16 protein-coding genes and 1 pseudogene are annotated in these 11574 nt (G+C 68.2%); 2 read left to right on the top strand and 15 right to left on the bottom strand.

Translation table 11 applies throughout. The features are described 5' to 3' along the window. Positions 1-29: 29 nt before the first annotated feature. The 14 genes and pseudogenes from RT513_RS20055 to RT513_RS20115 all read right to left on the bottom strand — a co-directional run bounded on the left by RT513_RS20055 (position 30) and on the right by RT513_RS20115 (position 9477). Positions 30-296, bottom strand: a complete 267-nt coding sequence (locus tag RT513_RS20055; protein WP_313534432.1) for a hypothetical protein — start codon at positions 294-296, stop codon at positions 30-32. Between the two features lie 495 nt (positions 297-791). Then, positions 792-1559 (bottom strand): ABC transporter ATP-binding protein, encoded by a 768-nt coding sequence (locus RT513_RS20060; protein WP_290685884.1) that lies wholly within the window; start codon positions 1557-1559, stop codon positions 792-794. Beyond that, the gene (locus RT513_RS20065) at positions 1556-2545 is read right to left on the bottom strand and encodes a FecCD family ABC transporter permease (protein ID WP_290685754.1); all 990 of its coding nucleotides are present in this window, start codon (positions 2543-2545) and stop codon (positions 1556-1558) included. The genes RT513_RS20060 and RT513_RS20065 overlap by 4 nt, the downstream gene beginning before the upstream one ends. Then, on the bottom strand, positions 2538-3569 hold the full coding sequence (locus tag RT513_RS20070; RefSeq protein WP_290685757.1) for an iron ABC transporter substrate-binding protein: 1032 nt from the start codon (positions 3567-3569) through the stop codon (positions 2538-2540). Before RT513_RS20070 ends, RT513_RS20065 begins: the two co-directional genes overlap by 8 nt. Beyond that, positions 3542-4027: an SAM-dependent methyltransferase gene (locus RT513_RS20075; protein WP_290685760.1), complete on the bottom strand. Its 486-nt coding sequence runs from the start codon at positions 4025-4027 to the stop codon at positions 3542-3544. Before RT513_RS20075 ends, RT513_RS20070 begins: the two co-directional genes overlap by 28 nt. Next, positions 4020-4229: a molybdopterin-binding protein gene (locus RT513_RS20080; protein WP_290685763.1), complete on the bottom strand. Its 210-nt coding sequence runs from the start codon at positions 4227-4229 to the stop codon at positions 4020-4022. The genes RT513_RS20075 and RT513_RS20080 overlap by 8 nt, the downstream gene beginning before the upstream one ends. A 46-nt stretch (positions 4230-4275) precedes the next feature. Continuing rightward, on the bottom strand, positions 4276-4593 hold the full coding sequence (locus RT513_RS20085) for a DUF2478 domain-containing protein (RefSeq protein ID WP_313534436.1): 318 nt from the start codon (positions 4591-4593) through the stop codon (positions 4276-4278). A 465-nt stretch (positions 4594-5058) separates the two neighbouring features. After that, positions 5059-5367: a type II toxin-antitoxin system RelE/ParE family toxin gene (locus RT513_RS20090; protein WP_290685766.1), complete on the bottom strand. Its 309-nt coding sequence runs from the start codon at positions 5365-5367 to the stop codon at positions 5059-5061. After that, entirely contained in the window at positions 5357-5599 is a 243-nt protein-coding gene (locus RT513_RS20095; protein ID WP_290685769.1) for a type II toxin-antitoxin system ParD family antitoxin, read from the bottom strand. Before RT513_RS20095 ends, RT513_RS20090 begins: the two co-directional genes overlap by 11 nt. A gap of 265 nt (positions 5600-5864) precedes the next feature. Continuing rightward, positions 5865-6265 (bottom strand): annotated as a pseudogene (locus RT513_RS20100) (transposase); the annotation flags it as partial. 260 nt (positions 6266-6525) lie between these two features. Beyond that, positions 6526-7749 carry an acyl-CoA dehydrogenase family protein gene (locus RT513_RS20105; RefSeq protein WP_290685773.1) on the bottom strand — a complete coding sequence of 408 codons (1224 nt, stop codon included), beginning with the start codon at positions 7747-7749 and terminating at the stop codon, positions 6526-6528. Between the two features lie 23 nt (positions 7750-7772). Next, the gene (locus RT513_RS20110) at positions 7773-8798 is read right to left on the bottom strand and encodes a phosphotransferase family protein (RefSeq protein WP_290685776.1); all 1026 of its coding nucleotides are present in this window, start codon (positions 8796-8798) and stop codon (positions 7773-7775) included. 51 nt (positions 8799-8849) lie between these two features. Further along, positions 8850-9182, bottom strand: a complete 333-nt coding sequence (locus tag RT513_RS20920) for an enoyl-CoA hydratase-related protein (RefSeq protein WP_409518435.1) — start codon at positions 9180-9182, stop codon at positions 8850-8852. 172 nt (positions 9183-9354) lie between these two features. Beyond that, entirely contained in the window at positions 9355-9477 is a 123-nt protein-coding gene (locus RT513_RS20115; RefSeq protein WP_290685779.1) for a hypothetical protein, read from the bottom strand. Between the two features lie 164 nt (positions 9478-9641). Between RT513_RS20115 and RT513_RS20120 the strand changes: the two genes are divergently transcribed. Beyond that, a complete protein-coding gene (locus RT513_RS20120) occupies positions 9642-9935 on the top strand; it encodes a hypothetical protein (protein ID WP_290685782.1) in 294 nt (97 codons plus the stop codon). 21 nt (positions 9936-9956) lie between these two features. Further along, on the top strand, positions 9957-10799 hold the full coding sequence (locus tag RT513_RS20125) for an enoyl-CoA hydratase-related protein (RefSeq protein ID WP_290685785.1): 843 nt from the start codon (positions 9957-9959) through the stop codon (positions 10797-10799). Between the two features lie 33 nt (positions 10800-10832). On the opposite strand, the gene RT513_RS20130 is transcribed toward RT513_RS20125, so the two are convergent. After that, a partial coding sequence (locus RT513_RS20130) for a zinc-binding dehydrogenase (protein WP_313534441.1) occupies positions 10833-11574 on the bottom strand: 742 nt, incomplete at its 5' end.

Here is an 11574-nt window from a genome sequence, read left to right on the forward strand (position 1 = left end):
CCGGGATTACACCGTCGAAGGCGCTGAAATTACACCACGTGCGCGGACGCTAACTGCCGCAGATGCCGCGGCACGAAGCCGATCGGATCCAGGCATTCGACATTGCGGTGCGGATCCGTCGGTATCCGGATGCGCCCGCCTGAGCCGAGATCGTGCTGCGCCAGTCGCGCGCCGATCGGCCGGGGTTTGGTTTCGCGCAGCCGGCATAGGCGGCGCGATGGATGCATCTCCTGCCCGGGATTGCGGACCGATGGATCTGGCAAGCTGATCTGCATCTGCCGGACCCGGCGGGACATGCCCTTTGGGGCAATGCCTTCGGTCCGCAATGCACGCTTGCGGTAAGGAGCTTTGCCGCCCACCGGCACCCGACCGCGCGAGCCGTGGTTACGCCTACCTTGCCCGGATCGCGCCGGCCTGCCGCTCCAGTGCTCCGCCTCTTGGCCTTTCTCCTTCTGCCGCTCCTCAAGCAGAAGGATGGTCCGGGTTGCTCATGATATTTGGATATTCCAGATCACAAGAGCGCGGATTGTATAACGCGGGTATCGTTGGGAACGTCACGCCCACGACAAAAGAAAGGCGGTTGAAGATGGAAACACAGCCCTGATCTTCCCCCCTTTCGAGCGCACCTTCCACTGTCTCAACGACTGGCGACGCGTCGCCACAGGGTACGATCGCCGCACCCCCCCACCTGCCGCGCAGATCGCCTCTGAGATGACTTCCTGTTGGGTTCAACGATGCTGGAAGGGGTTTTGCCTCATGCTCTGCACGGCGGGGGCTCGACCAGCCCGCGATCAGTCCCGGAAGTGCAGCCCACCGTCAGAGAGCGTTTCGCGCCGCAGGGGCACGTTGTAGAGGGTGGAGAGATTGGCCGGGGTCATCACCTCCGCGATGGGGCCGCTGGCCAGAACCTGCCCGCGCCCAACCAGCAGCGCATGGTCACCAAGCGCCGCGGCCTGGTCGGGGTCGTGGGTGGAGAGGATCACCGCCACGCCGCGCAGGGCCAGATCGCGGATCGCCCGGACCACGCGGATGCGGTTGGCGATGTCCAGGCTGGCGGTGGGTTCGTCCATCACGATGGCGCGCGCGCCCTGCGCCAGCGCGCGGGCGATGAGCACCATCTGCCGCTGGCCGCCGGAGAGGCGGGTGATCTCCGTCATGGCCAGATCGGCGATGCCGAGGGTCGCCATGGCCTCCGTGGCGCGCGCCTCCTCCACCGGGCCGGGGCGGGCGAACGGGCCGAGCCGCGCGGCAGCCCCCATCAGCACCAGATCGAGCGCGCGGAAGGCAAACGGCGTGCTCAGCGCCTGCGGCACATGGGCCACCGCGGCAGCGACCTGCGCCCGCGGCAGGTTGCGAAGCGGGCGACCCTCCAGCAGCACCTCGCCCGCGAGGGGCCGCAGAAGGCCGAGCAGAGTGCGGAAGAGCGTGGTCTTACCCGCGCCGTTGGGGCCGAGCAGGCAGAGGACCCGCCCCGCTTCCAGCGTTAGGTCGATGCCGGTCAGCACCGGCCTGCCACGATGGCCGACGGTCAGGGCGCGGGCCTGCACCAGCGGGATCACTCCGCCCAACCGCGTGCCCCCCGCGCCAGCAGCCAGACGAAGACCGGCGCGCCCAGCACGGCGGTCAGGATGCCCAGCGGCACCTCGATCAGCGCGATGGAGCGGGCGGCGGTGTCTACCAGAACCATGAAGACCGCGCCGATCAGCGTGGCGGCGGGCAGCAGCCGGTCGAAGCGCGGGCCGGTCAGCAGGCGCGCCATATGCGGCACCATGAGCCCGACCCAGCCGATCACCCCCGCCAGCGCCACGGCGGCGGAGGTCATCAGGGTTGCGCAGACAATGACCAGCAGGCGCAGGCGCGCTGCCTCCACCCCCATCGACCGCGCCTCATCGTCGCCGAGCGCCAGAAGCCCGATCCGCCAGCGCAGCAGGATAAGGGGCGCAAGACCGCAGAGGATGGCCGGCAGGGCGGCCGCGACATCGGGGCGCTTCGCCCCGGCGAGGCTGCCCATCAGCCAGAAGGTGATGGCGGGCAGCTGTTGCTCCGGGTCGGCCAGCAGCTTCACCAGCGAAATGCCCGCCCCCGCCAGCGCGCCCACCGCGATGCCGCACAGCACCATGATCAGCACCTGCCCCCCGCCCCGGAGCGACAGCGACAGCAGGAGGACCAGCGCCACGGTGACAAGCCCGGCGGCAAAGCCTGCCATCTGGATCGCCATCACCGGCAGGCCGAGAAGGATGCCCAGCACGGCGCCGAACCCCGCGCCGGCCGAGACGCCCAGGATGTCCGGCGACACCAGCGGGTTGCGAAACGCGGTCTGATAGGCGGCGCCCGCCGCCGCCAGCGCTGCGCCGACCAGCGCCGCCGCCAGCACGCGCGGCAGGCGGATGTTCCAGAGCACGGTGGCGGCCTGAACATCTCCCCCGCCCGCCAGCCCTTGCAGGATCTGGCGCAGCGACAGCGGATAGGGCCCGATCGCCACCCCGGCCAGCAGCGCGGCGATCACCCCGGCCACCAGCAGGGGAACGAGCCTGCGCTCACTCACCCAGAAGCGCCGAAACCGCTGCGTCGTCGGGCGTCACGCCGTAGAAGAGGCGATAGAAGTCCGCGACTTCGGCATGCAGATCGCCGGTGGCCCGATCCGGGTAAAGCTTCTGCGCCAGCCATTTCAGCCCGATCAGCCGGTTCACCGAGGGCGGCGTGTCGATGAAGCCGAAGGGCTGCGCCGGGGCGAGGTAGACCCGGCCCTTCGCCACCGCCGGGACACCGCGCCATTCGGGCATGGTGCCGACCTTCGCCGCGAAACCGGGGTCGATGGTGATGATCACCTCCGGCGCCCAGGCCTGCACCTGCTCGGGACTGACGATGGCGAGGTTCCCGGTCTCTCCGCTGGCGACGTTGCGGCCGCCGACGCGTTCGATGATCTCGGCGTTGATGGACCCGCGAACGGCGGTCTCCAGCCCCTCCGGGCCGCGGGCGAGATAGACGGAAGGACGGTGATCCTCCGGGATCTCCGCCAGCAGCCCGTCCAGATCCGCGAAGGCCCGTTCGGCATAGGCGGCCAGCGTTTCGGCACGTTCCGGCACCGCCAGGACGTCGCCCAGCTGCCGGATCGACTGCGGAAGCCGGGCAAAGGAGCCGTCGATCAGGATATAGGGCACGCCCGCCTGATCCTGTACGCGGGCGGCGAGGTCCTTGTAGATGCCGTTCACCGTGCCGTAGTCGAAGATCAGGTCGGGCCTGGCGGCCAGCAGCACTTCGAGGTTCAGCGTGTCCCCCCTGCCGGTCAGCCGGCCGAGTTCGGGCAGGGCCGCCACCTCCGGCCGCAGGAAGGGCAGATCGCCCTTTTTCGGCGCGCGGACCCAGCCCACCATCGCCTCCGGCTTCAGCGTGTAGAGGAGCGTCGCGGCGGGCGGCCCTGCGGCGAACACCCGCTCCGGTTGGACGGGCACCATGACCTCGCGCCCGGTCGCATCGGTGACGGTTCGGCCGTCGAGGGCGGCGGCGGGAAGGGCGATGAGCGCGGCAAGCGCCGCCCCGATCAGCGAGGCTGCGGAGAAGTATCGCACCAGAGGGCTCCGAATTCGGGTTTGAGGTCGATCAGCGGCGTGCCGTCCACGCAGTCGAGACCGCGCACGGTAAGGACGGTCCCCTCCACCCCCAACAGCCGCACCACCGAGGAGGCGATCGGGTTCGGCCGCAGCGGGGAGCGGATGGCAAAGGTGCCGATGGAACCGTCGGCGTAATGGGGGTTCTGCCGCACGGCGTCACGCCGCGAAAGATGCATCCAGTAGAGGACCTGCACCTTCTCATGCCGCGCGACTCCTTCCAGCGCCGCCGCCCAGCGGGGATCCAGATCGATCCGGCAGGGCGGGCCGCCCTCCGCATCTCCCCGCTTGGGGCATTCGTCCCGGCTGGTCCACGGAGTGCGGATCCGGCCGATGAACCACAGGCCCGCGTCGAAGCGGTCGGGCAGCGCCACGCTCTCCTCATGCGGGCGGAGCGGGTCGGTGCGCGGGTCAGTCATCCACCCCCACCATCACGTCAGAGGCCTTGACCACCGCGGCGGCAGGCTGGCCGACGGTGAGGCCCAGTTCCTTCACCGCCTCGTTGGTGATCGCGGCGGTGATCACCGCGCCGCCGATGTCGATCCGTACATGGGCGGTGACGGCCCCGGTGACGATCTCCGCCACAGTGCCCCGCAGAACGTTGCGTGCGCTGAGTTTCATGGGTGTTCTCCTGTGTCGCGGTCAATCGGCGGCGGCATGGCAGGCGTCACGCAGCCAGCCGAGCATCCGATCGACCGCCGCTGATCCACGTCCGCAGGGAGCTGCGCCGCATCCGCCGCAATGGCGAGACACAGGGTCCGCCCTGCGGGCCGAGCGCCGACCGGCCCCACCTGCAGGCCTCTCCGATGAGCCCCCTCAGCCCGCGGCCCGCCGCCTCCTGCTTGCCGAATTTGTCGACGATCAGCCCCAGCGCGCCGGCCAAACTGGCCTGCAGCCCGACCACCTGCTCCATCGCCCCGGCGGCCAGTCGACAACCCGACAAGCCCACGGCACTGGTCCCCGCAAATGGTTCGGAGCGGGCCATCGGGCAGCCGACGCGGCACGGTTTCCCACCCGCCCCGCGCGGTCCCTCCGGTCACCGGTTGCACGGCGCCAGCCAGCCGGATGCCCTCAGCCGCGACATGCTCCGTGGCAGTGGCCAGGGCTTGGTTGGTCTGCGGGTCCCGACCCGACATGACGTACCGGATGTCCATGCAGCCCTGCCCCTCCGAGCGCATCCCTGAAGCGTTATGTACCGAAGGAACATATCCGATCGCCAAATTCAAGAGCAACGCCCCCGGGACCGGAAGGGTCACGAAAGCTGAGACGTCCCGGGACCGGGAAAAGCCGGGTGCGACGGCAACCATTAAAGGAAGAGCATACGCGGCCCTTACAAGCGCGCTGGTATGCCATGCTGATAAGGGACACCTATCGGCTAAAAAGAATCCATAGAAAATCTGGCCTGAGGAGCGTCAGCAGCACGCAATGGGTGACAGCCCGCCATAAGGCCTCAGTCCTGTGCGAGATAGGCGGCGAGATTCTGATGTGCATGCAGAATGCGGATGATCTCGACGCCCTGCCCTTGGGCGCGATAGATGACCAGATGAGCGCCGCGGGAATGGATCCGCGCCGGTGGCCTGAATTCGCGGCGTTCGCGGGCCATCTCGGGGAAATCGGCAAGCAGGTCAAACAGCGCGAACAGGCCGTCGGCATAACGATCCGCCTGGTCCAAGCCCCAAGTCGCGGCACCGTGCCGCCAGATATTCTCGAGATCGGCTTGCGCGGCCGGTCGGAGGACCCAGCCCGCGTTATCGGCCATGCTGCGCGCGCAACCGGGACTTGAAGGCGGCGCGATCGAGGGGAGCCGCCGGACCACTCGCCAAGCCCTCGGCGAGAGCGCTCTGGATTTCCGCGATCGCCTCCTGACGCGCCCGATCACGGCGAATCAGATCGCGGACATAATCGCTCGAATTCGCATAGCGGCCGGATTTCGCCTGCTCTTCGACCCAGACCTTCATCGGGTCCGGCAGCGAGATGTTCATCGTGCTCATCGTCGTCTCCTTTGCGCGAATGGTATGGCAATGTTTGCCATAATACAATGGGCGAGCGCTTGCGTCCAATCTGCAAAGGTTAAAGCGCGTACCACTCGTGCCGGACCCAGTGGCGCGAAATTGATGCGCTCCCGCTCAGACTGATCGCTAGCGCGGAAACCGGCCAGCGCAGTGGTGAGCCGGCAGATCGGGGGTCTAAGGAGTTGATCCCGGGTAATCCTCCCCGTTTTAACGGTGCGATTTTGTAGCACTCACCCGGCGAGTTTCAGTTCTGGGCGGGCGCGCCGCCGATACCCATGTTGGGGCGGTCGTTGTTGTAGGTCCGGAGCGATTCCGTCTCAGCCGACCGGACCTCCCCAAGGCTTTCGAAGATGCAGAGGTCCAGCCCCTCATGCCCGACCGTTCGGCTGTAGCGCGCGACACAGGCGTTCTGCCGGGGCTTCCCGGGCTGAATGTAGATGAGCGCACTGCCGTTCCGAGCCGCCCATATCATCAGTGTCGCGCTGATCCATTGGGGGCCGTTATCGACCCTGAGATCGACAGCGGCTTGCCGCGCCACTCGATGATCTGGTTCAGCATGCGGACGACGCGCTCGGCTGGGAGCGAGAGATCGACCCTGATACCCAACCCTTCTCGGCTGAAGTCATCCAGGACGTTCAGAAGCCAGGACGAGTGGTCCTCGTCCATCCGCGCCGCCAATCGGCGCGAAAACTTCATGCCAAGTGATGACCTCCCGCTTCTCCCCGTAAAGCCGATTCCATCGCCATGCGTGGCGAAAAATCGATCTCACGCGATTTCGCCCAAGCTTCCCGAGGCGCCATCGACAGGAAATGCCCATACGTCGTGGGCTCGGGATGCTCGAGGCCGTCTTGAGTGAGGGTGGCCATGTTGCGCGAGAGCAACGCCTGCGATCACTCCTTCTTCGATCAGGCGGGCAGGCGCTGCTTCGCCTTCTTCAGCTCGACCCGCGCGATCCCGCGCAGATGTACCTCGTCCGGCCCGTCGATGAAGCGCAGCGCCCGGCCCCACGTCCAGAGGTAGGACAGCGGCGTGTCCGGCGTGATGCCCTTGGCGCCGAAAACCTGCATGGCGCGGTCCAGCACCTCGGTCTGCAAGCGCGCCGCCGCCACCTTGATTTCCGACACCAGCGTGGCCGCGGCCTTGTTGCCCTGATTGTCCATCAGCCAACTGACATAGAGGTTCAAGAGCCGCGCCTGGTCGATGCCGATCCGGCTTTCCGCGATCCAGTCCTGGATGTTGGAATAGTCCGACAGCTTGTGCCCGAAGGTGGACCGTGACAGCGCGCGCTCGCACATCAGCTCCAGCGCATATTCGCATTGCCCGATGGTGCGCATGCAGTGGTGGATGCGCCCCGGCCCCAGCCGCGCCTGCGCCACGGCGAAACCGGCGCCCTCCTCCCCCAGCAGGTTGGCGACCGGCACGCGGACATCGGTGAATTCGACCTCGCAATGCCCCTCCGGGGAATGGTGGTGCATGATCGGCACGTCGCGCACCACGCGAAATCCGGGGGTGTCGGCGGGCACGATGACAAAGCTGTGCCGGGTGTGGCGGGGCGCCTCCGGGTCGGGGTTGGACACGCCCATGACCAGCGTGAAGGCGAATTTCGGATGCAGCGCGCCGGTGGTGAACCATTTGCGCCCGTTGATGACATATTCATCCCCTTCCCGCCGAATGGTAGTGGCGAGGTTGGTGGGGTCGGAGGATGCCTGGTCCGGTTCCGTGATTGACACGGCGGAGCGGATGGTGCCTTCCAGCAGCGGGTTCAGCCAGCGGTCCCGCTGTTCGGGCGTGGCGAAGAGATGCAGGATCTCCATGTTGCCGGTGTCGGGCGGGTTGCAGTTGAACACCTCCGACGCCCACGGGATGCGGCCCATGATCTCCGCCAGCGGGGCGTATTCGAGATTGGTGAGCCGCGTCCCCGGCTCCCCCTCCCGCAGCGCAGGCAGAAAGAGGTTCCACAGCCCCTGCGCCTTGGCCTTTTCCTTCAGCCCGTCAATCAGCGCCTCCGGAAACCGGTGTTCGGCGGCGGCGCGGTCATAGTCCGGCACCGCGGGCAGCACATGCGTGTCCATGAACGCTTGCAGCCGCGCCTGCAACTCCAGCACCTTCGGCGTATAGGCGAAATCCATCCTCGTCCTCCCTCTTCGGCCCGTCAGGCCGTCAGTTCCGCGCCGAGTGCGGCCAGCCGCGGGGCCAGCGCCCCCACTTCGGCGGCATCGTCGGATGCGGCATTGCCCTGCCGGGCGCGGGCGGCGATCCCTTCGAAGATCACCGCGTTTCTGAACAAAGCCAGCGCCAGCCAGAAGGTGGTGAGTTCCCCCCCCTGCCCCGCCGCCGCGAAATAGCGCGCGGTGAATTCCGCCAGATCCGGCAGGCCGTAGGCGGCCGGATCCTGACCGCGCAGCCCGCGCCCGTATTCGTCCGGCGCCATGAACCAGGTGTAGACGCAGGTATGCGCCAGATCGGCCAGCGGATGGCCCAGCGTCGACAGCTCCCAGTCCAGCACGGCGACGATGCGCGGCTCCGTGGGGTGGAACATGACGTTGCCCAGCCGGAAATCGCCATGCACCAGCGTGGTGCGGTCGTCCTGCGGCACATTCTTCGGCAGCCAGTCGATCAGCCGGCCGACATCGGCATTGGGCGCGGGGTTCGACAGGTCCCACTGCCGGGTCCAGCGCGCGATCTGCCGCGCGGCAAAGCCGCCGGTCTTGCCGAAGCCTTCCAGCCCCGCGGCGGCGATGTCCACGCGATGTACCTCCGCCAGCATGGCGGCCAGCGCGTCGAAATAGGCGCGCCGGTCGGGTTTCGGGATGCCGGGCAGCAGGTTGTCGTGCAGCACCCGGCCCTCTACCCGCTCCATCAGGTAGAATTCGGTGCCGATCACGCTGCGATCCTCGCAGAAGAGCACCGTCGGCGGCACCGCCACCCCGGTCCCGGCCAGCGCCGCCTGCACCCGGTATTCACGGTCCACCGCATGGGCGGATGGCAGCAGCACACCATCGGGCCGCTTGCGCAGCACCAGATGCCGGCTGCCGCTGTCGAGAAAGAAGGTCGGGTTGGACTGGCCGCCGCTGATCCGGCGCAGCGTCAGGTCGTCGCCGATTCCGTCCATGCGGGGACGCAGCCAGCGGGCCAGCGCGGTGGTGTCGATGCCTGTGGGCGGAAGGGTGGTTTGCACGGTCGCCTCATTTGTCGGACAAACCAACAATCGGATGTATTGAGATGCCCGTCAAGCCTCACTTCGCCAATTGCGGCTCCCGACGTTCCAAACCGGGCACGCACGCCCTCGGAGAAGTCCGGCACGGCGGAAAGACGCAGGAACCCTTCCCGCTCCGCATCCAGCGGGCGCTTGGAGGAGTTGCGCAGCAGATGTTTCGCATTGCCCGGCGCGGCCAGCGGCCCCGGAGGTCAGCTTCCGCGCCATCTCCATCGTGGTTTCCCCCATCGCCTCCGCCCGCACCACGGGGTTCACCAGGCCCAGACGCAGCGCCTCCGCCACCTCCAGCGGTTCATTGAGCCGCATCTTCTCCATCGCCACCTTGGGGCCGACCGCGCGCGGCAGCGCCTAGGTCGCGCCGCAATCCGGGATACCAGCGATGCGCGCGTAGGCCATGATGAAGCTGCTGCCCGTCGCCGCCGCGACCATGTCGGCCATCGACATCAGCGACACCCCGTCCCCGCCACGCGGCCGTGCACGGCGGGGATCGTGATCGCATCCGACGCCGCCCACGCCTTCAGCCCGGCATGTATCGGCTGATCGTCGCGTCGATGACGGCGGGCGCGTCCTCCGCCGCGGCAAAGTCTTGCAGATGGCCGCCCGCCATGAAGTTCCGCCCCGCGCCGGACAGCACGACCACCCCGGCATCGGAGAGCGCCCGGCCCCCGTGCGCCGCATATGCGTCACGTCGTCGGGAGGAGCGTGATTGCCAACCATAACCCGAAGTGCCTATCAGGCAGAGACCGCGCCGCTGCACGCCTTGCGGAAAGGGCGACGGGGTTCAAATAGCCGGGATCAATCGCAATGCGGCTCCTGCTGCAGGTGGCGCGGGTGAATGCCGTCCTGTCGCGCCGGATCCACACACGCTGGCTGCAACACCGGCTGGGGCAGCACCTCTATGAGGCCATGCGTGACAGCTTTGCCGAGGTCGCGTTGCAGATCGTCTGCACAGCAGAGGACATCGCCGATGCTGGTCCTCGCCTGCGATGCGCGCAAGGCCACCGGGCATTTGATGCCGGTGAATTCGGGTATGCTGATCGGACGGGTGGGGACGCGATCATTCCCGTTGCATTCCTTATCCGACTGTCGGACATTTGACGCCACAGGGGGAGGACGGCCATGGATTTCGACGACATCGGCTATGAGGTGGCGGGGCGGGTGGCAGTGATCGCCTTTCGCCGACCGGAGCAGCTCAACGCCGCGCGGATGCAGACACATCGAGAGCTGATCGCGGCGCTGGATGCAGCCGATGCCGATGACGCCGTGCGCGCGGTGATCGTGACCGGAGAGGGGCGGGCCTTTTGTGCGGGCACGGACCTCACGCAAGGGTTCGACCTGCCCTCCGGCGGCGATCCGGCGACCGGGCAGGGCATTCCGCCGGATGTGGGCGGCGTGACGGTGCTGCGGCTTTTCCGCATGCGCAAGCCGGTGATAGCGGCGATTAACGGCCCGGCGGCGGGTTTCGGCGCGACCTTCACGCTGGCGATGGACATCCGGCTGGCCAGCGAGGCGGCGAAATTCGCCTTTCCCTTTGCGCGCCGCGGCATTTGTGCCGAAAGCTGTTCGAGCTGGTTCCTGCCGCGGCTGGTCGGCATGCAGGTGGCGCAGGACTGGATGCTGACCGGGCGCACCTTTCCGGCGGCGGAGGCGCTGGCCCGCGGGCTGGTGCTGGAGGTGCTGCCGGGCGAGGCGCTGATGCCCCGCGCCTGCGCGCTGGCGGAGGAGATCGCGTCGAATTGCGCCCCCGTCTCGGTGGCGCTGAACCGCCGACTGCTGTGGCAGATGGGGGGCGCCGCGCATCCGGAGGAGGCGCACCGGCTGGAAAGCCGCGGCATTGCCGCCACGCTGGCCGGGCCCGACGCGGCGGAGGGGGTGGCGAGTTTCCGCGACCGCCGCCCGCCGCATTTTACCGGCACCGTGGCGGATGCCGACTATATGGAGAGCTGGTGGCCCGGGAACTGACCGCCGGGGACGGCGGTTAGGCGCGCGAAGCCTTCAGACCGTGACCACTACCTTGCCCACCACCCCGCGGGTGGAAAGCGTGGCGATGGCCTCCCCCGCTGCCTCTAGCGGGTAGCTGCGATGGATCAGCGGCCGGATCCGCGCCATGGCGCAAAGATCGAGCAGTTCCCCGACAGCGGCGCGATGGGCGGCGGGGTCGTGGTCGATATGCGACCCCCAGAACACGCCGCGGATGTCGCATTCCTTGAGCAAAGGCAGGTTCAGCGGGATCAACGGCAGCCCGGCCGGGAACCCCACCACCAGATAGCGCCCGCCCCGCGCAATGGCCCGCAGCGCGGGTTCGGCATAGGTGCCGCCCACCGGGTCGAGGATCACGTCGAAGGGCCCGCCCGCCGCCTTCAGCGCGTCGGAGAACCCCTTCTGCCCGGCGCGGTCCAGCGCCTCCGCCGGATAGACCACCGTGTGCGCCACGCCCATCGCGCGGGCAGGCTCCAGCTTCGCCTCCGACGACGCGGCGGCGGTCACCTTCGCGCCGAGCGCCAGCCCCAGTTCCACCGCCGCCAGACCGACGCCGCCACCCGCGCCCAGCACCAGCAGGCTTTCGCCCGGCCGAATCCCCGCCCGGTCGCGCAAGGCGTGGAAGGAGGTGCCGTAGGTCATCAAGATCGCCGCGCCGGTTTCCATCGCCACGGCCTCGGGCAGCACGAAACAGCCCGCCGCCGGGGCCAGCACCCGTTCCGCGAGCCCGCCCCAGCCCAGCATGGCGATGACGCGC

This window comes from Haematobacter sp., from assembly GCF_032102465.1.
GTDB lineage: Bacteria > Pseudomonadota > Alphaproteobacteria > Rhodobacterales > Rhodobacteraceae > Haematobacter.